This is a genomic window from Neisseria sp. HMSC068C12 (genome assembly GCF_001814095.1).
GTDB lineage: Bacteria > Pseudomonadota > Gammaproteobacteria > Burkholderiales > Neisseriaceae > Neisseria > Neisseria perflava.
Genome location: NZ_KV814829.1, coordinates 99,827 through 121,569 on the forward strand (window position 1 = coordinate 99,827; position 21,743 = coordinate 121,569).

A 21,743-nucleotide genomic window follows, 5' to 3' on the forward strand; every position below is an offset into this window, starting at 1 on the left:
GGAAATATCATGCACACAGAATCCGTTCTAACCCTCCTCAAAACCCTGCAAAACCAAATCTGCGCCGCGCTGGAGCAAGAAGATGGCGAAGCCAAATTTGTGCATGAAGCGTGGACGGGGAAACTGGGTATCGGCGAAACCCGCGTATTGAAAAACGGCGCAGTATTCGAGCAGGCCGGTGTAAATTTTTCGCATGTAAAGGGAACCAAAATGCCGGCTTCTGCCACTGCCCATCGTCCTGAATTGGCAGGCGCGGCGTTTGAAGCCATGGGCGTGTCGCTGGTCATTCATCCGAAAAATCCTTATGTCCCGACCAGCCATGCCAATGTGCGCTTTTTTATTGCCTATCCTGAAAATGCCGAGCCGGTTTGGTGGTTTGGCGGCGGCTTTGATTTGACGCCGTTTTATCCTTTTGAAGAAGATATCGTGCATTGGCACACAGTGGTGCGAGACGTATGCACGCCATTTGGCGAATCGGTTTATTCTGAATTCAAACAATGGTGTGACGAATATTTCTACTTGAAACACCGTAACGAAACACGCGGCGTGGGCGGCCTGTTTTTTGACGATTTAAACCGTTGGGATTTCGATACCTGCCTGAATTTTATCAAGGCGGTTGGGGAAGGCTATATCGCAGCGTATCTGCCGATTGTGGCCAAACGTAAAAACACGCCTTATGGAGAACGTGAACGAGATTTCCAACTCTACCGTCGCGGACGCTATGTCGAGTTTAACTTGGTTTGGGACAGAGGCACGCTGTTCGGCCTGCAAAGCGGCGGCCGTACGGAAAGCATTTTGATGTCCATGCCGCCTTTGGTACGCTTCGAGTATCAATATGTGCCGGAAGAAGGTTCACCCGAAGCACGCCTCAATCAATTCCTTATACCGCGCAACTGGCTGGAAGAAGCCGGCAGATAGTTTTACCTATAAGAGGCCGTCTGAAAAGCGATTCTCACTGGTTGAGACTACCTTTTCAGACGGCCTTTGCTTCAATTGCTTTGAATTTGCATACCTTTGCCTATCATGCTGTTTCATCTCTATAGAGTTTTTGAGACAATGCGCCCATATAAAAATCACCTCACAAACCACACTAAAAAGGAATAATCGGTGAAACGCATTTTCTTATTTATCGCAACCAATATCGCAGTTCTGGTTGTCATCCGTATTATTTTGGCCATCTTGGGCATCAACAGTACCGACCAAGTCGGCAGCCTGTTGGCTTATTCCGCAGTCGTCGGCTTCAGCGGCTCGATTGTCTCTTTGCTGATGTCGAAAACCATTGCCAAACATTCGGTCGGCGCCGTCGTCATCGACCAGCCCCAAAGCGAAGAAGAAGCTTGGCTGTTGGCAACTGTTGAAGCGCAAGCCCGCCAATGGAATCTGAAAACGCCCGAAGTAGCCATTTACGACTCCCCAGAGCCTAATGCCTTTGCAACCGGCGCGACCAAAAACAGCTCGCTCATCGCTGTCAGCACCGGCCTGCTCGACCACATGACCCGCGATGAAGTCGAAGCCGTTTTGGCGCATGAAATGGCACACGTCGGCAACGGCGATATGGTAACGCTGACACTGATTCAAGGTATTGTGAATACTTTTGTTGTCTTCTTGGCGCGTATTGTTTCCAGCATGGTGGCGCGCAACAATGACGGCAGTACGTCGCAAGGTACATATTTCATGGTCAGCATGGTATTGCAGATCGTATTCGGCTTCCTCGCCAGCATCATTGTGATGTGGTTCAGCCGCCAACGCGAATACCGCGCCGATGCGGGCGCTGCAAAACTGGTGGGCGCGCCGAAAATGATTGCCGCCCTGCAACGCTTAAAAGGCAGCACCAGCGATCTGCCGCAAACCATGACCGCAATGGGCATTGCCAGCGAAGCCAAAGATTCTTGGTTCAGCACCCATCCTTCTTTGGACAACCGCATCAACCGTTTGAAAAACCGCTAATCGAAAACATCAAGGCCGTCTGAAACATCAATTTCAGACGGCCTTTTTTTATTTCTTCATCAAAGCCCGTTTGATGATAATCATCCAGTCTTTCTTATCCAACAGCGGCCGCTGGTTAAACACGTCATATTTGCAACCGTCCAGTTTCTGCAAAATCAACTGGCCGCCGACAATAATCATGCGCAACTCAAAACCGATTCGTCCTTTGAGGGTTTTGCCCAACGGCGAACCGGCCTTCAGTATTTGAAAGGCACGTTGACACTCGTGTGCCATCAGTCGTTGAAAAGCAAAGTCGGCTTTGCCGGCCGCAATCTGTTCTTCGCTGACTTTGAACTTCTGCAAATCTTCCTGAGGGATGTACACGCGCCCTTTCTGCCAATCTGCCGCCACGTCCTGCCAGAAATTAATCAGCTGCAAGGCAGTGCAAATGCCGTCGCTTTGCGCTATGCTCACTTCATCGGTTTGCCCGTACAAATGCAACATAATGCGCCCCACCGGATTGGCGGACAAACGGCAATAGGCAATCAATTCGCCAAAATTTTCATAACGGTTTTTGACCACATCCTGACTGAACGCCGCCAACAAATCGTAAAACAGCTGCAACGGTAATTGAAACGGCTCAATCGCTTCGTTGTACAAACGCTGCATCAAAGCTGTTTGCGATTTCCCACCTTGTGTAATGCGGTCTAACTCTGCCTTCAGTTCGTCCAGTTGGCGCAGGCGTTCGACTGCTTCGGCATTGCCTTCGTCGGCAATATCGTCCGCCGTCCGCGCAAAAGCGTAAACGGCGTGAACCGGCTTGCGCAAACGGCGCGGCAGCACAATAGAGCCGACTGGGAAGTTTTCGTAATGATTGACTGACATGGGGAAATCCGAAAATTTAAAATAAAGTGTTTTTGCTGACAGGCCGTCTGAAATTCAGACGGCCTTACGTTTGGCCGCAAAGAAATCCTGCAATACGCTTTGGCATTCTTCTGCCAATATGCCGCCCAAAATTGCGGTATGCTTGTTCAGACGTTTGTCGGCAAACAAATCGACCACGCTGCCTGCCGCACCGGTTTTAGCTTCAGCCGCACCATAAATCACACGCCCGACCCGCGCCTGTATCAAGGCAGATGCGCACATGGAGCAAGGCTCTAAGGTAATGTACACGTCGCAGTCTTCCAAACGGTAGTTTTGCAAGGTCTTACCTGCGGCGGCAAGCGCGTTGATTTCGGCATGATGGCTGACATTGTGGTCGCCAATGCAGGTATTGTGTGTCGCTGCGATTGCCTCGCCTTGATATACGATGACCGCGCCAACCGGCACTTCGCCCAATACCGCCGATTGTTTGGCCTGTTCTATCGCCAACCGCATAAAGGTTTCCATATCGCTTTGCGAAGGGAAAACGGCAACAGGCGGATGTTTTTTCAAATCCTCGCACAGCTCCGTCTTTCTCTCCTCGGAAATACGCCGGGCATCCACACCTGAAACCAACGCAGCCAGTTGCCATAAGGTGCTTTTGGTTACGGTCAAACCCGACGCTTTCAGCAATAGAAATGCGTGGACTGCGCCGATTTCCTGTAAATCTTCCAGCGTACAAATACCCAATTCTTTTAGCGCGGTCAATGCTTTAGGGGCAAGTGGTGGCGTAGTCAGCATGGATTATTCCTGAAAATGCTGACGCGCCAAGGCTAAGGCCGTTTGAACATAATCGCTGTCTGCGTAAGGATCTAACGTGTGCGCCAAAGGAATTTTCCGCAACCAGGTCAACTGGCGTTTGGCAAGCTGGCGCGTGGCGATAATGCCTTTTTCGACAAAGGTGTCATAATCGGTTTCGCCTTCGAGATAATCCCAAGCCTGACGGTAGCCCACGCAGCGCATAGACGGCATATCGGCATGCAGTTGCGGATAATCGCGGCGTAAGGCGTGTATTTCATCTAGGAAACCGTGCTCCAGCATACTTAAAAAGCGTTTTTCGATTTGCTGGTGTAACAAATGGCGGTCTTCGGGGATAAGGGCAACCGTGCATAAATCCAATAAAGACGCAGCCTGCTTCTGCTCTGTGAAATGTTCGCTCAAAGGCCTGCCGGTCAGAAGATAGACTTCCAAAGCGCGCTCAATACGCTGGCTGTCATTGGCTTTCAGACGGCCTGCCGTTATCGGGTCAACTTCCTGCAAACGGCGATACAGGCCTGCCAAACCGTGTTCTTTTTTTTCCGCCTGAAGCTGTGCGCGCACCGCCGCATCCGCGCCGGGCAAATCGTTCAAACCTTCCGTCAGCGCATGGAAATACATCATCGTGCCGCCGACAATCAGCGGATAGCGACCGCGCGCATGTATTTCGTTCACCAAGCGCACGCAGTCGCCGACAAAATCCGCCGCGCTGTAACTTTCCAGCGGCGAGATAATATCAATCAAATGATGCGGTACGGCAACAAGCTCTTCGGCAGTCGGCTTGGCCGTACCGATGTCCATGCCGCAATACACCAGCGCGGAATCCAAACTGATGATTTCTACCGGCAACGATCGGGCAATATTTAAGGCCAGTGCGGTTTTACCGCCGGCGGTCGGGCCGAGTACGGCGAAGGCTTTGGGCGCGTTCATAAGAAAACGGAAAAATTAAAAATGCGATTATAGCAAACCCGGGCAAACCATATTTCAGGCCGTCTGAAACATTTGCTCTACATTATCAAAAGCGTTACACTTGCTGCGCCGTTTCAGACGGCCTTTTATATTGATTTCAAACCTGCTGCTGCCGTCATTGCGCCGGCAGTCAAGCCGTCAGCGACACTGCGTCGCTGTAAACACGAAAGAACACACTATGACCGTATCTCCCGTAGCCTTGCGCCGTCAAACCGAGCGCAAGCCGCATCCGACTGCGCGTTATTGGAAAAAATGCGATGTCGAGGCTTTATTCGGACTGCCTTTCCTCGACCTCGTTTTCCAAGCCGCCGAAATCCACCGCCAAAACTTCAACCCGCGCGAAATCCAGCTTTCCACCCTGCTCTCCATCAAAACCGGCGGCTGCCCCGAAGACTGCGCCTACTGCCCGCAATCGGCACACCACAACACCAATCTGGGCAAAGAGCAAATGATGGATGTGGACGAAATCGTCGAAAAAGCCAAAATTGCCCAATCTCGCGGCGCCAGCCGTTTCTGCATGGGCGCGGCATGGCGCGGCCCCAAACCCAAAGACGTGGCTGTCGTTTCCGAAATCATCAGCGCGGTGAAAGGCTTGGGCATGGAAGTGTGCGGCACCTTCGGCATGCTCGAAGACGGCATGGCTGAAGACTTCAAAAAAGCCGGTCTGGACTACTACAACCACAACCTCGACACCGACCCTGAACGCTACAACGACATCATCCACACCCGCAAACACGAAGACCGCATGGATACTTTGGGCAAAGTCCGCAATGCCGGTTTGAAAGTCTGCTGCGGCGGCATCGTCGGCATGAACGAAACCCGCGCCGAACGCGCAGGCCTGATTGCCAGCCTTGCCAACCTCGACCCGCAACCCGAAAGCGTGCCGATCAACCAGTTGGTCAAAGTGGAAGGCACGCCGCTGGCCGATGCCGAAGATTTGGACTGGACAGAATTTGTCCGCACCATCGCTGTGGCGCGCATTACCATGCCCGAGAGCTACGTCCGCCTGTCCGCAGGCCGCAGCAATATGCCGGAATCCATGCAGGCCATGTGTTTCATGGCTGGCGCAAACTCGATTTTCTACGGCGACAAGCTGCTGACTACGGGCAATCCGGACGAAGACGGCGACCGCCTGCTAATGGAAAAATTGAATTTGTATCCGCTGCGCTTTGAATTGGAAGAAGAATACAAAGCCGCGCAGGAAACACCCAAAATCAAAGTCGACTATTAACCGCCATCATAATGCCGTCTGAAAGGACAGGCTTTCAGACGGCATACGGCACTCCGGCACGCGGCGCAACATCAGGCGCGGCGCGTGCCGCCCCGTCCGAAGCCTGATAAACAAACCAATAAGGAAATACGATGAAACACATACTCCCCCTGATTGCCGCATCCGCACTCTGCATTTCAACCGCTTCGGCACATCCTACCGGCGAACCGTCCACCCAAAACGAAACCGCTATGACCACGCATACCCTCACCTCAAAATACAGCTTTGACGAAACCGTCAGCCGCCTTGAAACCGCCATAAAAAGCAAAGGAATGGACATTTTTGCCGTCATTGACCATCAGGAAGCCGCCCGCCGAAACGGCTTAACGATGCAGCCGGCAAAAGTCATCGTCTTCGGCACGCCCAAAGCCGGCACGCCGCTGATGGTCAAAGACCCCGCCTTCGCCCTGCAACTGCCCCTGCGCGTCCTCGTTACCGAAACGGACGGCAAAGTACGCGCCGCCTATACCGATACGCGCGCCCTCATCGCCGGCAGCCGCATCGGTTTTGACGAAGTGGCAAACACTTTGGCAAACGCCGAAAAACTGATACAAAAAACCGTAGGCGAATAAGCCCGTCGCCGACATAAAAGGCCGTCTAAAACTTTTTCAGACGGCCTTTTATCGTTATTCAGCATCAAAACCTTCAATCTTCCGTATCCATTCTTCCTTTTCCGCCTCGCTCAAAAACGAAGCGCGGAACGAATTGGCGCACAAGGTTTTGATTTCTTCCGCACTCAAATCCAAAGCCTCGGCAAGCGCTTCAAAATTGCGGTTCATATAGCCGCCGAAATATGCCGGATCATCGGAATTGACGGTTACCAAGACGCCGCGTTGCAACATACGGCGCAAATTGTGTTTCGCCATTTCAGGGAACACTTTTAATTTCAAATTGCTCAACGGGCAAACGGTCAACGGCATTTGTTCTTTAATCAAACGCGCCATCAAGGCCTCATCTTCTTCCGCCCGTACGCCATGATCGATACGGCGGATATGCAGCAAGTCCAAAGCCTCATAAACATATTCCGGCGGGCCTTCTTCTCCGGCATGTGCCACCGTCAACAAACCCTCCGCCCGCGCCTGCGCAAACACGCGCTCGAACTTGGACGGCGGATGCCCCTGCTCGCTCGAATCCAAGCCTACGCCAATGATGTGTTCCTTATAAGGCAAAGCCTGATTTAAGGTTTCAAATGCGCTTTCTTCCGACAAATGACGCAGGAAACACATAATCAAACGCGTGCTTATTCCCCATTGCTGTCCGGCTTCATGACAGGCGCGGACAATGCCGTTAATCACGGTTTCAAACGCCACACCCCGCGCAATATGGGTTTGCGGATCGAAAAATATTTCCGTATGCACGACATTGTCTTCACGGCAACGCTCAAGATACGCGCGGGTCAAATCGTAAAAATCCGCCTCGTGCAACAATACGCCGGCACCGGCATAATAAATATCCAAAAACGACTGCAGATTGTGAAAATCATAAGCCTGCCGTACCGCATCGACATTTTCATAAGGAATTGCTATATGGTTGCGCTTGGCGATTTCAAACATCAGCCCCGGCTCAAACGTCCCTTCGATATGAACGTGCAACTCGGCTTTGGGCAGGGCTTGGATAAATTGTTTGATATTCATATTTTCTCTGATTTTCTGTTTATATTTAATATTGAAGGCCGTCTGAAACTTTCAGACGGCCTTTGACCATTTATCTGTTAAAAACCATTTTCCATCATGATTTCGCCGGGGATGCGGTTGCGGTGCATAGCGTAGCCCAAATCCATCAAGGCTTGGAAAGTGTCTTTGACCATTGCCGGATTGCCACAGACCATAAAGCGCGTATCGGCCTTGGTGAACTTGAAGCCGACTTTTTCTTCCAAGCCGCCATTCTTCAGCAATTCGGGAATCCGTTTGCCACTCAATGCGCCTTCCGTTTCCTCACGCGTGGTGACCGGAACAAAAGTGAATTTATGGAAATATTCTTCAATCAGCGGATGCTCTTTCAAATCGGCAAGGCGCTGGTTGAAAATCAACTCGTCGGCGTAAGAGACGGAATGCGCCAAAACCAAACGGTCGAAACGCTGCCAAATTTCAGGCTGCTCAATAATAGAGAGGAAAGGCGCAATGCCTGAACCCGTGCAGAGCATAACCAAATCTTTGCCGTCGGGGAAACGCTCGGGCAAGAGGAAACCGGTAGCCGTTTTATCCAGCAAAATAGTATCGCCCTCTTTCATCGCAGCAAAACGCGCCGACATCGGGCCGCCTTCGATTAATACTGCGAAATACTCAAGCGTATCGGCGTATTCGGCAGACACGACAGAATACGCGCGCCAAATAAAGCCCTCGCCGTCACGGAAACCAAGGCGCGAAAACTGCCCTGCCGAAAAACGGTAGGACTCAGGGCGGCTGATGGCAAAAGTCATCAGCTTGGGCGTATAGTGTTTGATCCACAAGACTTTTTCTTCTGTAAACTTGGCTTCTGGAGAAGCTGCCATAATAGGTTTCCTTGATATTCGGTATCAGTTTCAAATAGGGCTTATTATAAAGATTCAAAAGGCCGTCTGAAATATTTATTTTCAGACGGCCTTTAAGATTATTCACGGCGCAAACGGATATTGATGCCTTTTTGTTCCAAAATCAAATCGTTACCATCAAAACGATAGTTCCACACGCTTTGTTTACGCAAAAACGCATCTTCCAGCTTCATGTCTTCACACAGCATCATACTTACCGCAATATGGCCAAAATCAATTTTGCCCGCTCCGATTACATTCGCTTGAAACATCATACCGTTGCAACCCATATTGCCATAAGCCTTAGGCATTTTGCTGAAATCCAAATAGGCGTTTTTATCTGCCAATTCTTTTTCAGTGAATTTATTGAAAGCGACAACACGCCATTTGGCGGCTAAAGTAGGTTGCGCAGCTTGTTGAGTTTGTACCTGCACTTTAGAGGCTTGTTCAGGCTTAGATGCTGAAGGAGATGTACAAGCTGCCAAAACTACCATACTTATCAATGCGCCGAATAATGTTTTCATATCTATTCCTTATGTATTACTAAAGGCCGTCTGAAAAACCATTTACCTTCAGACGGTCTTTCAATTGGTAAGGTATTAGAGACATAGATAATTTAACCATTTTTTTATTTCCAATACTCCTCAGAACTCGAGTCTGAGTGCGTTCCATGCCAAATGTTATCAACTTCATGAGCGTAAAATGGATCGTTTTGTCTCATTTCTTTTTCAAAAAATTCGTCATGAAATTCCGCAAATGGATCATTACCTTGAATCTTGGAATTCCAACCACCAATAGGCATATCAACAGGCCGCCATTTGCCATTGGTTTGTCTCATGTTTGTTTTAACTGCAGCAGAAAAATACTTACGTGCGTGTTTAGATTCGGTGTAATAGTCTACAATGGTAACAAAAACGAGTGATTGGAGTAATCCAATTATCCAAAAACCCTCAACAAAAAGATTTAATGTCGCTTCGCCTGTACTGAAGTACATTACCGTAGGCGTAGAGATGGAGAATGCCGCTACAAATAAGGTAACAAGCCTAAAAAGTTTTTTAGATTTTGTTTTCAATTTGCACTCCATAATGATTGGTAACATTTCAGCTACCAATAAGCCTTATTTACAAAGTCGTATCCAATGCTTTGGAAATATCATTCCAAATATCATCCACATCTTCGATACCGACAGAGAAACGCAGCAGGCCGACTTTGATGCCCATTTCCATTTTCACATCATGCGGCACGCCGCTGTGGGATTGGGAATAGCAATGGTTAACCAGACTTTCCACGCCGCCGAGGCTGGAAGCCATTTTGACCAGTTTCATGTTTTTAATCACGCTATTGGCTGCTTCACGCGTGTCGTTTTTGAGGTAAACCGTAACCACGCCGCCGATGCCTTTGGGCATTTGTGCTTGGGCGAGTTCGTAATGTTCGTGCGACGGCAGGCCGGGATAGAACACTTTTTCAATGGCAGGATGGGCTTCCAAACGGCGCGCGATTTCGAGTGCGTTTTGGCAATGGGCATTCATGCGCAAGGCCAACGTTTTAATACCGCGCAACACCAGCCAGCAGTCCATCGGGCCTGCAATCGCACCGGTATGCACCATCATGTCGTGCAAAGGCTGAGCCAGCTCTTTGGTTTTGGCAACGACTACGCCCATCAATACGTCGGAATGGCCGCACAAATATTTGGTAGCGGAATGGAACACAAAATCGCAACCCATATCCAACGGCTGTTGAAGATACGGCGTGGCAAAGGTGTTGTCGATGCCGACCAGCGCACCGGCTGCTTTGGCTTTCGCTGCAAGGGCTTTGATGTCCACCAAGCGCAAAAGCGGATTGGACGGCGTTTCCAGCCAAACCAATTTGACAATGTGCGCTTTGAGCAGCTCGTCCAGATTATCCGGATTGCCCAAATCGGCAAAAACAACGTTCACACCCCATTTTTGATAAACATCGACCAATAAATCATAAGCGCCGCCGTAAATATCGGCGACAGCGACAATCGTATCGCCCGGACGCAGGAATGTGCGCCACACGGCATCAATCCCCGCCATACCGCTGGAAAATGCGAAACCGGCCGCACCATGCTCCAAATCGGCAACGGTATCTTCCAATACCTGACGTGTCGGGTTGCTCAGGCGCGAGTAGCGGTAAGGCACATTTTCGCCAATCTCGTGCAACGCAAACATACTGTTTTGATAAATCGGCGGCATCAGCGCACGGTTGTGTTCGTCGCAATCGTAGCTGGAATGGATGGCTTTCGTGGCGAATTTCATTGGGTCTCTGCCTATATAGATGTGAATAATTGAAGATTTTATCACTATCTGAAAAATAGAAACAATCAATGCAGGCGGATAAAGCAAGTGATATAATCTCGCATTTGCAAATCGGCCGACACGAGCCGACTCCCTCCACACGCATCTCAACAATCCTATCATGAAGGACATACCACGCATGAACGCCATTGCAGACGTGCAATCCAGCCGCGATTTACGCAACCTGCCGATTAATCAGGTCGGCATCAAAGACCTGCGCTTTCCAATCTCCCTCAAAAGCAAAGAAGGCGAACAATCCACCGTCGCCCGCCTGACCATGACGGTTTTCCTGCCTGCCGACCAAAAAGGCACGCATATGTCGCGCTTTGTCGCCCTGATGGAAAAACAAACCGATGCTTTGGATTTCGATACGCTGCACAAGCTGACCGCCGATATGGTTGCCCTGTTGGATTCCCATTCCGGCAAAATCAGCGTTACCTTCCCGTTTTTCCGCAAGAAAAGTGCGCCCGTCTCCGGCATCCAATCGCTGCTCGACTATGATGTTACCCTGACCGGCGAAATCAAAAACGGTACATACAGCCACAGCCTGAAAGTGATGGTTCCGGTTACTTCCTTGTGTCCGTGTTCCAAAGAAATTTCCCAATACGGCGCGCACAACCAACGTTCGCATGTGACGGTCAGTCTTATTGCAAACGCGGATGTAGGCATTGAAGAAATCATCGATTACGTCGAAGCACAGGCAAGCTGCCAGCTCTACGGTTTGCTCAAACGCCCTGACGAGAAGTATGTAACGGAAAAAGCATACGAAAATCCGAAGTTTGTCGAAGACATGGTTCGTGATGTGGCCACGGTGTTAATTGCAGACAAACGCATCGAATCATTCGTCGTCGAAAGCGAAAACTTCGAATCGATACACAACCATTCCGCTTACGCTTATATCGCTTATCCTTAAAAGCCGAGCAGAATAAAAACAAAGGCCGTCTGAACATTTCAGACGGCCTTTGGCATAGATTGAACGATAACATGAGACTATCGGTCATATATGGGCAACTCTATTTCGATATAATTCAAAAGCATTAGATTTCTCTCGCAATATTTAACATAAATTAAGCCGATTGTTTTTTCCATCATTTATAATGACGGTTCCTCAACGGCAACTCCGTAGATACTATGAAAAAATTCCTTTATTTCCTCATTGCATTTTTAGGCTTGAGCAGCTTCGCATTCGCAGTAGATGCCAATGATTTACTGCCTCCAGAGCAAGCCTTTGTACCTCAAGTCAATGTAACCGACCAAGGCATCAGCGTGCAGTTCAAAATCGCCGACGGCTACTATATGTACCAGTCCAAAATCGTTGCAGCGACCAATCCTGACAAAATCCTAGGCGAACCCAAATTCAGCAAAGGCGAAGAAAAAGAAGACGAATTCTTCGGCAAACAAACGGTTTACCACCATACCGCACAGGTTGACCTGCCTTACAAACAAGCCGCACCGCAATACAAACTGACGCTGACTTATCAAGGCTGTGCCGAAGCCGGTGTATGTTATCCGCCTGTGGACACCGAGTTTGACGTAAAAGGCAACGGGGTTTATCAGCCGCAAAGCGATGAGCCGGTTTCTGCCAAAGACCGCTTTTTACAACCGTCCGCCTCTTCAGACGGCCAAATGCCAACGCAACCCAGTACAAACAATCCCGACAGCAGCCGCTTCAAGCTCTCTTGGGATACTTTAAACGCCAACCTGTTGGCGTTTTTTGTCGCAGGTTTAGGCTTAAGCTTTACCGCCTGTATGTATCCGCTCCTGCCGATTGTTTCCAGTATTGTCGTGGGCGATAAAAAAGCCGGCAAAGGCCGCGCGTTTACCTTGTCTATGGTATATGTACAAGGCTTGGCATTGACCTATACCTTGGTCGGCGTGATTGCCGGTTTGACCGGTGCGCTGTTGACCGTATGGCTGCAACAGCCTTGGGTCGTACTTGCCGCCGCCGCGCTGATGGTGGTACTGGCTATGTCCATGTTCGGCCTCTTCAATATCCAACTGCCCAACTCCGTCCAATCCTATTTCCAAAACCAAAGCAACAAACTCTCCGGCGGCAAAATCATTTCCGTCTTCATCATGGGTATTTTGTCCGCCCTGATTGTCGGCCCTTGCGTTGCGCCTCCGCTGGCATTTGCTTTGGGCTATATCGGCCAGACCGGCGATGCCGTATTGGGCGGTCTTGCGCTTTATGTCTTGGCACTCGGCACCGGCGTGCCGCTCATCATCATCGGTACATTCGGCGGCCATATCCTGCCTAAAGCAGGCGACTGGATGAACGGCATCAAATACGCATTCGGCTTCATCTTGCTGGCTGTTGCCGTATACCTTGCTACACCGCATCTGCCTTATTTCGCAGTAGTCAGCCTCTACACCTTGCTGATGATTGTTCCCGCCCTTATGCTTTTAGCGAAATCCGGCAAACAAAAAGGCCGTCTGAAAACGGTTGCCGCCGTATTGGGCTTTTTACTGCTGATTGGCGGCTCATGGTTTGGCTGGCAAAGCCTCAATAAACAAACCACCGCCCTCCACCACTTCTTAACGCTGGTTCCGCCATCCGAAGCCGGACAAGAAACCGACCACGGCAAGATGTTTACCGATGTCAGCGAACTCAAAGCCGCTATGGATGCCGCCTTGAAAGCCGATCCAAGCAAGCCCGTGCTGATTGATTTCTACGCCGACTGGTGCGTATCCTGCAAAGAAATGGCCGCCTACACGCTCAACCAACCGCAGGTACACGAAGCGGTCGATATGCAGCGCTTCTTCCAAATCGACGTAACTGCCAACACTCCCGACCATCAGGCCTTACTGAAAGAATACGGCCTCTTCGGTCCTCCGGGCGTGTTTGTTGTCCGCGCCGACGGCAGTCATAGCGAAGCCTTATTAGGCTTTGTCAAACCCGATGCCTTCATCGAATGGTATCGCAAAAACGAGAAATAGCCGTCTATAAAAAGGCCGTCTGAAAACAGATTTTCAGACGGCCTTTTCTTATGTTTAAAAATTAAAATTCATCTTGAGCCCAACGCGTAGAACGCAAAATGCTGGAATCCACATCTTGAATATTGCGATAACCAGTAAATGCCATGGAAATATCCATTTCTTTATACAGGATTTCCAGCGCACGGGTTACGCCTTCTTCACCATACGCACCCAAACCATACAGAAACGCCCGACCAATCATCGTACCTTTCGCACCCAAAGCCCAAGCCTTCAAAATATCCTGACCGCTGCGGATACCACTGTCCATCCAAACCTCGATATCGCTGCCAACTGCGCTGACCACATCAGGCAAAGCTTTAATGGCGGACACGGTATCGTCAAGCTGACGGCCACCATGATTGGAAACGACCAATGCGTCCGCGCCGCTTTTCGCTGCCTTTTCCGCATCTTCAGGCTCCATAATGCCTTTGATAATCAGCTTGCCGCCCCACAAATCTTTAATGCGCGCCACATCATCCCAGCTCAGGCGCGGGTCGAATTGTTCGGAAGTCCACGAAGACAGCGAAGACAAATCGCCCACGTTTTTCGCATGACCGACAATATTGCGGAAGGTGCGACGTTCCGTGTTCAGCATTTTCATACACCATTCCGGTTTGGTCGCCAAATTGATTAAATTGGCAATGGTTGGTTTCGGCGGCGCGGACAGGCCGTTTTTGATGTCTTTGTGGCGTTGACCCAAGACCTGCAAATCAGCGGTCAATACCAAAGCCGAACATTTGGCATCCTTCGCACGCTTAATCAGGTTTTCCATAAACTCGCGGTCGCGCATCACATAAAGCTGAAACCAAAACGGCGCGCTGGTGTTTTCAGCCACATCCTCAATCGAACAAATGGACATGGTCGACAGCGTAAACGGAATACCAAATTTTTCCGCCGCACGCGCCGCCAAAATTTCACCGTCGGCGTGCGCCATACCCGTGAAACCTGTTGGCGCAATCGCTACCGGCATTTTCACATCCTGCCCAATCATTTTGGTTTCGAGACTGCGCCCCTCCATATTAACCAATACCTTTTGGCGGAAACGGATGTCTTTAAAATCCGAAGTGTTTTCACGATAAGTGGTTTCCGTCCAAGAGCCTGAGTCAATATAGTCATAAAACATACGCGGCATTTTACGTTTGGCAACAAGGCGCAAGTCTTCGATACAGGTTATTTTGCTTAAATTACATTTCATTGTCGATTGCCTCTGTTAAGGTAAAGATGGATGGTCAAGGCCGTCTGAACATTTCAAACACCTCATTATTTTACTCCATCAAAACAACTAAATTTTAAGAATAATTTTGATAATCTATATCAGTATCAATATTAAATCAAAACATTTTAACCCTGATATTTGTAGGGTTGATAGCCTTTTTTCAGACGGCCTTAAGTCCAAATTACAGAAAAATAAGGAAAATATTTTCCGATTTAAAAATCAGCCCATGCCACCATTTAAACAAACAATCAAACCGAACCGCCACATACTTGACTGAAACACTCAGATATTAGACAATTCCCCTACTAATAAAAACGCCCCACACAGGCAACCACACCATGAGACTGACTACCAAAGGGCGATTTGCAGTAACCGCCATGATAGATTTGGCGATGAACGCGCAAACCGGCGCTGTCAAACTCAGTGCCATCAGCGAACGACAAAGCATATCGCTGTCCTACCTCGAACAATTATTCAGCAAGCTGCGCCGTGCCGGATTGGTTGAAAGCCTACGCGGCCCAGGCGGAGGCTATATCCTTGCCGCACCCGCCGAGCAAATCAATATTGCACAAATCATCTCCGCAGCCGAAGACCGACTGGATGCCACACAATGCGGCAGCAAAGCAAACTGCCACCACGGTGCCCCCTGTCTGACCCATGACCTTTGGGAAAACTTAAACAAAACCATCAATGATTACCTCAGCAGCGTTACGCTGCAAAGCATCATTGAACAAAAAAACTGCAGCGACAGCAGTCATGTCGTTACTTTTACACACATTCATTAAACCGACTTGCGGCAAAGACCGCAGGCAGATGACCAAACGAAAGAGCAAACCATGACCGTCAAAACCCCCGTATACCTCGACTACGCCGCCACCACTCCCGTTGACCGCCGCGTTGCCGAAAAAATGATTCCCTACCTGTCCGATATTTTCGGCAACCCAGCCTCCAACAGCCACAGCTTCGGCTGGGAAGCAGAAGAAGCCGTAGAAAAAGCACGTGCAGACATCGCAGCCCTGATTAACGCCGACTCTAAAGAAATCGTTTTTACCAGCGGCGCAACCGAATCCAACAACCTCGCCATTAAAGGCGCGGCGCACTTCTACAAATCCAAAGGCAACCACCTCATTACCGTGAAAACCGAGCACAAAGCCGTGCTTGACACCATGCGTGAACTCGAACGCCAAGGTTATGAAGTAACTTATCTGGACGTACAAGAAAACGGTTTGGTTGACTTAGACGTGCTGAAAGCCGCTATCCGCGAAGACACCATCCTCGTTTCCGTAATGTGGGTAAACAACGAAATCGGCGTAGTTCAAGATATTCCTGCCATTGGCGAAATCTGCCGCGAACGCAAAATCATTTTCCACGTTGACGCAGCACAAGCATGCGGCAAAGTGCCTGTCGACGTTGAAGCCGCCAAAGTTGATTTGCTGTCTATGTCCGGCCACAAAGTATACGGCCCTAAAGGCATCGGCGCCCTGTATGTACGCCGTAAACCACGCGTCCGCCTCGAAGCCCAAATGCACGGCGGCGGCCACGAACGCGGCTTCCGCAGCGGCACCCTGCCCACCCACCAAATCGTCGGCATGGGCGAAGCCTTCCGCATCGCCAAAGAAGAACTCGAGCAAGACATGGCGCACTACCTGAAACTGCGCGATATCTTCCTCAAAGGTATCGAAGGCATCGAAGAAGTCTACATCAACGGTGACCTCGAACACCGCGCTCCAAACAACCTGAACGTCAGCTTCAACTTCGTCGAAGGCGAAAGCCTGATTATGGCAGTCAAAGAACTCGCCGTATCCAGCGGCTCCGCCTGTACTTCTGCCAGTCTCGAACCAAGCTACGTCCTGCGCGCACTCGGCCGTAACGACGAATTGGCGCACTCTTCCCTGCGCATCACCTTCGGCCGCATGACCACTGAAGAAGAAGTCCAATTCGCAGCAGAACTGATTAAATCCAAAATCGGCAAACTGCGCGAACTGTCTCCGCTGTGGGAAATGTTTAAAGAAGGTATCGATTTGAACTCGATTGAATGGGCGGCGCATTAATCAAGAGAAAAGGTCGTCTGAAAAATCCACAAGGCCTTTACCTTTTCAGACGACCTCATCAAGAAAAATACTAAAAATGACGATAATAAAAAATAAAATACGCCACTTACTTTCTTGTCTGATTCTATGCTCGGCCCCGCTGGTTTCAGCACAGACACAATCTGATTGGTCAACTATATTCAAATCATTTGAAAATGGCTGCCAATTCGATAAACATTTGGAAAACCTGTTGGATCCATTTAGTGATGTAAGCTATGACTGGAACGATAAAGACTCTAAATATCAAAACCTGCGTTTGAATTATCCCAATAGAGTCAAGCTGCCAAAGGCTTACCGTGATCTTGCGCACCCTCCGATGACTTTGCACCGCACGGAATTTAGTGAAGATGGAAAACCGTTTATTCTTGATCAAACCCGTTTGAAACTCAGCGGTACTTACTATGGCTTGCCTGTGGTTCATATCAGCCAGACGTTCCAAGTAGAAACCGCAGGTTACAGTTACACCCGTTTATTGTTGGATGTACCTTTGGGACAGGCACGCAAGGTGTTAAAAGGAAAATACCGCCCTATTCGAAAATACAGTTTGATTTTAGAAGAATACGAAACCCTGCAAGCAAAACTAAAACCGATTAATGTTAACGGAAAACCCCAAACAATTTTAGAATGTGCCTTTATAAATGGCTGATAAAACAACTGTAATAGATAATCAACTTAGACATTAAAAAGGACGTCTGAAACTCTAAAAATATACCTTTTCAGACGACCTAAAAGCCACAATCTTCAAATTAAGGATACAAACCCATGGACGAACAAGAACTCGACCTCGACAATCTCGACAACCTGCTCGAAGATTTTGACGGCGTTACCGTAGAAGGCGGCGTTGATTCAGAGAATGATGACGGCTGCGAAGGCGGCGCGTGCAAAATCTAAACTTCAGGCCGTCTGAATATTCGTAAACAAACCATTTACACCACTAAAAACACAAAGGAAACCACATCATGGCATACAGCGATAAAGTAATCGACCACTACGAAAACCCCCGCAACGTCGGTACTTTCGACAAAAACGACGAATCTGTCGGTACCGGCATGGTCGGTGCACCGGCCTGCGGTGACGTAATGCGTCTGCAAATCAAAGTAAACAATGAGGGTATTATCGAAGATGCAAAATTTAAAACTTACGGCTGCGGCTCTGCTATCGCTTCTTCCAGCCTGATTACCGAGTGGGTAAAAGGCAAAAGCTTGGATGACGCGCTGGCAATCAAAAACAGCGAAATCGCCGAAGAATTGGAGCTGCCGCCGGTAAAAATCCACTGCTCCATCTTGGCTGAAGATGCGGTAAAAGCAGCCGTTGCCGACTATCGCAAACGTCAGGAAAACAAATAACCTTGTTTGCCAGATACTTAGTTTGCAGACATTAATGTCTAAATCGGCTTGATAGGCCCAACTTGCCATATAAGTGCGCCAGTACCTGCAAAATCAAAGAAGACGATATGCCTTTTACCGATGAAGAAATCCAATCCCTACTTGCTGTCAAAGGAATAGGTAAAACCATATTGCAGCGTTTGCAGCAAATGGGATTGATGATATTGCCACTCTGGAGGTTGCGGATTTAGACGATATTTTGGAACAGGGCGCACAATTAACCGGCTCAACCTGTTGGAAAAATAGTCCGCAGGCCAAAGCTGCCATTACTGCCGCAATAGAGTGGGCAAAACAGCGTTTTCAGACGGCCTGATAGTTCAAGAGGCCATCTGAAATAAAAAAGCAGACAAAACAGAAAATGATTGCGAAATGAGGAAAAAAGCATGATTACCATCACAGAAAACGCAGCCAAACACATCAACAGCTACCTGACCAAACGCGGTAAAGGTTTGGGCGTGCGCTTGGGTGTGAAAACCAGCGGCTGCTCAGGCATGGCATACAACCTTGAATTTGTCGATGAAGTGAACGAGGATGACCTGATTTTTGAAGAACACGGCGCACGCGTTTATATCGATCCGAAAAGCTTGGTTTATCTAGACGGCACGCAAGTCGATTACACCAAAGAAGGATTACAGGAAGGTTTCAAATTTGAAAACCCAAACGTTAAAGATTCCTGCGGCTGTGGCGAGAGCTTCCACGTTTAAAATATCAAAAATGGCGAGAAAGTATCAAAACCATCCCGCCATTTTTTGGCTTCTTGCCTATTATAGCTACCCTTGCCTTTTCTTTTTCGTTCTACTTTGTGTCGGAACAAATCAGATTTGACTAAGGCTTTTAAGGCATTGTCTCGTATTTTGCCTTTATTGTGTTGCACCTTACCGGTCATATTGTTTTCCTTTCGTATAAACAGTTTCTGGATTATATCGTAAAATAATCCTCTTCTTTAGATTTTTTCCTTTGATATCATGTCTCAATACTTCAACCTCTTTCAGCTTGAGCCATCTTTCAATATTGATACCGAAGCACTCGAACAGATCTATCGAGCTTTAGCTGCCCGTTTTCATCCCGATAAATTTGCTTCTGCTTCAGCTTTTGAGCAGAAACAAGCCGTTATGATGTCTTCTACAATTAATGACGCCTACCGCACATTAAAAAGCCCTATTGATCGAGCCGCTTATCTCTTGAAAAGCCAAAATATCGATGCTGATGCACCTGAACACACTTCGTTTTCACCAGAATTCCTCATGCAGCAGATGGAATGGCGGGAAACATTGATGGATGCACAAATGGAACAAAACCATGATGCCATCCGAGCGCTGGATCAAGAAATCCAAGAAGTACAAAGCAACCTATATCAAGATTTACAACAAGCATTTGAACAACAGGATTATGAATCGGCCGCACAATGGGTACGGCATGGCCGCTTTCTTAATAAACTTCGCAATGAAATTGCTTCAATCTTATAAAGTACATATGCTGCTGCATTTGCCTAAGTTTTATTATGGCAAATGATTTTATATGTAAAACAAAAACCGTATCAGATTTATCTGATACGGTTTTCTTATATTAACTACCTATTAGCGTTTTTTACCAGTAACAGTAGCAACAGCCAGGTTTTCATTACGTTTCAGAGAAACACTTTCAACACCTTCTGGCAATTTGATGTCTGACAAGTGCAGAATGTCGCCAGCAACTACAGATGCACAATCCAACTCCAAGAAAGCAGGAATGTTTGCAGGCAAAGCAACTACTTCAACAGAAGTGTTCAACAGAGATACGCGGCCACCTTGCAATTTAACAGCTTGAGAGTTTTCAGCGTTAACAATGTGCAGAGGAACGCGGATGCGTACAGGTTGATCAGCTTTTACAGCTTGGAAGTCGATGTGTTGAACTTCGCGACGGAATGGGTGCATTTGGAAGTCACGCACGATAACGTCTTTAGTTTCACCGTTCAAAGACAGTTTAATCAAAGCAGTATGGAAAGATTCTTTTTCCAATGCGTAGAATACAGTTTTGTGGTCTACAGCGATAGCAACAGGCTCTTGACCTTCACCATACAGAATGCCAGGGATTTGGCCTTCGCGACGCAGGCGGCGGCTCGCACCAGTGCCTTGGGCTTCGCGAACAGAGGCTTGAATTTCGTAAGTCATGTTTAATACTCCAATTTAGATAAAATCGTCGTCATCGGCCGCGACCAGCTTAAGACGACATCGGGTTATGGCAGCAACATGCCGCCAATCATCACATCTTCATTGAAAAGATATGAGACGGATTCTTCATTGCTAATACGGCGTACCGTTTCAGCCAGCAAACCGGCAATGGTAACTTGACGGATGCGTTCACATTTTTTAGCTGCTTCAGACAACGGAATCGTATCTGTCACAACTACTTGGTCAATTTCGGAAGAAGCAATTCGATTCACTGCTTCACCGGAGAATACTGCATGGCTAGCGTATGCCAGTACACGTTCTGCACCGCGCTCTTTCAGGGCTACAGCCGCTTTACACAAGGTGTTTGCCGTATCGATCATATCATCTACGATCAAGCAAGTACGGCCTTGAATATCGCCAATGATATTCATCACTTCAGCCACGTTGGCTTTAGGACGGCGTTTATCGATAATGGCCAAATCAGCATTTAAAGATTTAGCAACAGCACGTGCACGTACAACACCACCGATATCAGGACTGACAACAGTCAGATTGTCGATACGTTGTTGTTTAATGTCGTTCAACAAAATCGGGGTAGCGTAAATATTATCTACCGGAATATCAAAGAAACCTTGAATTTGGTCGGCATGCAAGTCAACAGTCAATACGCGGTCGATACCTGCGGAGTACAACATATTCGCTACCAATTTAGCAGAAATCGGTACACGAACAGAGCGAGGACGACGATCTTGACGCGCATAGCCAAAGTAAGGAATCGCGGCAGTAATACGACCGGCAGAAGCACGTTTGAGTGCATCGGCCATAGTCAAAATTTCCATCAGGTTATCATTGGTTGGCGCGCAGGTAGGTTGCAAAATAAACACATCGCGACCACGCACATTTTCCAACAATTCAATGGCTACTTCGCCATCAGAGAATTTGGAAACGGTGGCTTCACCGAGTGAAATATCCAAATGTTTGACAACACGTTGTGCCAATTCCGGATTTGCATTACCGGTAAACACCATTAAACTGTCATAAGCAGCCATATCTTCACCTGATTCTAGATTTGATTTACGCTCAGAAAACATTACGCTTCCCTTTGCCCTATGTCTAAGACACTAATTATGCGATTATACGCGTAAAGACGGGTAAAAAAAAGTTTTTCAGCGTTATTGCGCTCTGAGCATAAAAAAGCGTGTAAGAAAACTTACACGCTTTTATTTGGCTGGGGAGGAAGGATTCGAACCTTCGCAT

The 21,743-nt window shown here is 48.4% G+C and carries 23 protein-coding genes and 3 pseudogenes; 14 read left to right on the forward strand and 12 right to left on the reverse strand.

The genetic code is table 11. The annotated features are described in order from the left end of the window. Positions 1–9: 9 nt before the first annotated feature. Both hemF and htpX read left to right on the forward strand, forming a co-directional pair. Complete coding sequence (hemF, locus tag HMPREF2952_RS10075; RefSeq protein ID WP_004520293.1) at positions 10–918, forward strand: oxygen-dependent coproporphyrinogen oxidase; 909 nt, start codon at positions 10–12, stop codon at positions 916–918. Positions 919–1,107: 189 nt separating this feature from the next. Then, on the forward strand, positions 1,108–1,947 hold the full coding sequence (gene htpX / locus HMPREF2952_RS10080; RefSeq protein WP_004520292.1) for a protease HtpX: 840 nt from the start codon (positions 1,108–1,110) through the stop codon (positions 1,945–1,947). Positions 1,948–1,995: 48 nt separating this feature from the next. Here the strand turns inward: htpX and hpnC are convergent, their stop codons facing one another. The 3 genes from hpnC to miaA are packed head-to-tail and all read right to left on the reverse strand — an operon-like array spanning position 1,996 to position 4,533. Then, positions 1,996–2,811 (reverse strand): squalene synthase HpnC, encoded by an 816-nt coding sequence (hpnC, locus tag HMPREF2952_RS10085; protein ID WP_004519881.1) that lies wholly within the window; start codon positions 2,809–2,811, stop codon positions 1,996–1,998. A gap of 54 nt (positions 2,812–2,865) precedes the next feature. After that, positions 2,866–3,588, reverse strand: coding sequence for a tRNA adenosine(34) deaminase TadA (gene tadA / locus HMPREF2952_RS10090; protein WP_004519882.1), 723 nt, complete (start codon positions 3,586–3,588; stop codon positions 2,866–2,868). 3 nt (positions 3,589–3,591) lie between these two features. After that, positions 3,592–4,533 carry a tRNA (adenosine(37)-N6)-dimethylallyltransferase MiaA gene (miaA, locus tag HMPREF2952_RS10095; RefSeq protein WP_004519883.1) on the reverse strand — a complete coding sequence of 314 codons (942 nt, stop codon included), beginning with the start codon at positions 4,531–4,533 and terminating at the stop codon, positions 3,592–3,594. A gap of 217 nt (positions 4,534–4,750) precedes the next feature. On the opposite strand from miaA, the gene bioB reads away from it, so the two are divergent. Both bioB and HMPREF2952_RS10110 read left to right on the forward strand, forming a co-directional pair. Next, on the forward strand, positions 4,751–5,803 hold the full coding sequence (bioB, locus tag HMPREF2952_RS10100) for a biotin synthase BioB (protein WP_070461800.1): 1,053 nt from the start codon (positions 4,751–4,753) through the stop codon (positions 5,801–5,803). A 131-nt stretch (positions 5,804–5,934) separates the two neighbouring features. After that, a complete protein-coding gene (locus HMPREF2952_RS10110; protein WP_003680761.1) occupies positions 5,935–6,414 on the forward strand; it encodes a DUF302 domain-containing protein in 480 nt (159 codons plus the stop codon). Positions 6,415–6,468: 54 nt separating this feature from the next. Here HMPREF2952_RS10110 and HMPREF2952_RS10115 read toward each other — a convergent pair whose 3' ends face one another. The 5 genes and pseudogenes from HMPREF2952_RS10115 to HMPREF2952_RS10135 all read right to left on the reverse strand — a co-directional run bounded on the left by HMPREF2952_RS10115 (position 6,469) and on the right by HMPREF2952_RS10135 (position 10,630). Next, positions 6,469–7,476, reverse strand: a complete 1,008-nt coding sequence (locus HMPREF2952_RS10115; RefSeq protein WP_070695634.1) for an adenosine deaminase — start codon at positions 7,474–7,476, stop codon at positions 6,469–6,471. 77 nt (positions 7,477–7,553) lie between these two features. Beyond that, positions 7,554–8,333 carry a ferredoxin--NADP reductase gene (locus HMPREF2952_RS10120; RefSeq protein WP_004519886.1) on the reverse strand — a complete coding sequence of 260 codons (780 nt, stop codon included), beginning with the start codon at positions 8,331–8,333 and terminating at the stop codon, positions 7,554–7,556. Between the two features lie 98 nt (positions 8,334–8,431). Continuing rightward, complete coding sequence (locus tag HMPREF2952_RS10125; protein WP_070695635.1) at positions 8,432–8,875, reverse strand: META domain-containing protein; 444 nt, start codon at positions 8,873–8,875, stop codon at positions 8,432–8,434. Positions 8,876–9,225: 350 nt separating this feature from the next. Further along, positions 9,226–9,423: pseudogene (locus tag HMPREF2952_RS10130) on the reverse strand (hypothetical protein); the annotation flags it as partial. 49 nt (positions 9,424–9,472) lie between these two features. Next, positions 9,473–10,630, reverse strand: a complete 1,158-nt coding sequence (locus HMPREF2952_RS10135; protein ID WP_070695636.1) for a trans-sulfuration enzyme family protein — start codon at positions 10,628–10,630, stop codon at positions 9,473–9,475. Positions 10,631–10,808: 178 nt separating this feature from the next. On the opposite strand from HMPREF2952_RS10135, the gene folE2 reads away from it, so the two are divergent. Continuing rightward, positions 10,809–11,582 carry a GTP cyclohydrolase FolE2 gene (gene folE2, locus HMPREF2952_RS10140; RefSeq protein WP_004519889.1) on the forward strand — a complete coding sequence of 258 codons (774 nt, stop codon included), beginning with the start codon at positions 10,809–10,811 and terminating at the stop codon, positions 11,580–11,582. 218 nt (positions 11,583–11,800) lie between these two features. Then, positions 11,801–13,606 carry a protein-disulfide reductase DsbD gene (gene dsbD, locus HMPREF2952_RS10145; RefSeq protein WP_070695637.1) on the forward strand — a complete coding sequence of 602 codons (1,806 nt, stop codon included), beginning with the start codon at positions 11,801–11,803 and terminating at the stop codon, positions 13,604–13,606. 61 nt (positions 13,607–13,667) lie between these two features. Here the strand turns inward: dsbD and HMPREF2952_RS10150 are convergent, their stop codons facing one another. Then, a complete protein-coding gene (locus HMPREF2952_RS10150) occupies positions 13,668–14,840 on the reverse strand; it encodes an alpha-hydroxy acid oxidase (RefSeq protein ID WP_049344453.1) in 1,173 nt (390 codons plus the stop codon). 359 nt (positions 14,841–15,199) lie between these two features. Between HMPREF2952_RS10150 and iscR the strand changes: the two genes are divergently transcribed. The 7 genes and pseudogenes from iscR (at position 15,200) to iscA (ending at position 19,040) form a co-directional block, all read left to right on the forward strand. After that, positions 15,200–15,646: a Fe-S cluster assembly transcriptional regulator IscR gene (iscR, locus tag HMPREF2952_RS10155; protein ID WP_004519894.1), complete on the forward strand. Its 447-nt coding sequence runs from the start codon at positions 15,200–15,202 to the stop codon at positions 15,644–15,646. 51 nt (positions 15,647–15,697) lie between these two features. Then, positions 15,698–16,912, forward strand: coding sequence for an IscS subfamily cysteine desulfurase (locus HMPREF2952_RS10160; RefSeq protein WP_049335281.1), 1,215 nt, complete (start codon positions 15,698–15,700; stop codon positions 16,910–16,912). Between the two features lie 76 nt (positions 16,913–16,988). Then, positions 16,989–17,597, forward strand: a complete 609-nt coding sequence (locus HMPREF2952_RS10165) for a hypothetical protein (protein WP_049335283.1) — start codon at positions 16,989–16,991, stop codon at positions 17,595–17,597. 116 nt (positions 17,598–17,713) lie between these two features. Beyond that, on the forward strand, positions 17,714–17,842 hold the full coding sequence (locus HMPREF2952_RS11560; RefSeq protein ID WP_004519897.1) for a hypothetical protein: 129 nt from the start codon (positions 17,714–17,716) through the stop codon (positions 17,840–17,842). 68 nt (positions 17,843–17,910) lie between these two features. Continuing rightward, a complete protein-coding gene (gene iscU, locus HMPREF2952_RS10170) occupies positions 17,911–18,297 on the forward strand; it encodes a Fe-S cluster assembly scaffold IscU (protein WP_049335285.1) in 387 nt (128 codons plus the stop codon). Positions 18,298–18,404: 107 nt separating this feature from the next. After that, positions 18,405–18,649, forward strand: a pseudogene (locus HMPREF2952_RS11565) (recombinase RecA). A gap of 70 nt (positions 18,650–18,719) precedes the next feature. Further along, entirely contained in the window at positions 18,720–19,040 is a 321-nt protein-coding gene (gene iscA, locus HMPREF2952_RS10180) for an iron-sulfur cluster assembly protein IscA (RefSeq protein WP_003685774.1), read from the forward strand. Here iscA and HMPREF2952_RS10185 read toward each other — a convergent pair. Then, positions 19,000–19,222 (reverse strand): annotated as a pseudogene (locus tag HMPREF2952_RS10185) (alternative ribosome-rescue factor A). The gene iscA and the pseudogene HMPREF2952_RS10185 overlap by 41 nt on opposite strands. Before the next feature lie 79 nt (positions 19,223–19,301). On the opposite strand from HMPREF2952_RS10185, the gene hscB reads away from it, so the two are divergent. Next, complete coding sequence (gene hscB / locus HMPREF2952_RS10190) at positions 19,302–19,802, forward strand: Fe-S protein assembly co-chaperone HscB (protein WP_004519901.1); 501 nt, start codon at positions 19,302–19,304, stop codon at positions 19,800–19,802. Positions 19,803–19,913: 111 nt separating this feature from the next. On the opposite strand, the gene HMPREF2952_RS10195 is transcribed toward hscB, so the two are convergent. Both HMPREF2952_RS10195 and HMPREF2952_RS10200 read right to left on the reverse strand, forming a co-directional pair. Then, on the reverse strand, positions 19,914–20,486 hold the full coding sequence (locus HMPREF2952_RS10195) for a 50S ribosomal protein L25/general stress protein Ctc (protein ID WP_004519902.1): 573 nt from the start codon (positions 20,484–20,486) through the stop codon (positions 19,914–19,916). 65 nt (positions 20,487–20,551) lie between these two features. Further along, entirely contained in the window at positions 20,552–21,535 is a 984-nt protein-coding gene (locus tag HMPREF2952_RS10200) for a ribose-phosphate pyrophosphokinase (protein ID WP_100066646.1), read from the reverse strand. Positions 21,536–21,743 lie beyond the last annotated feature (208 nt).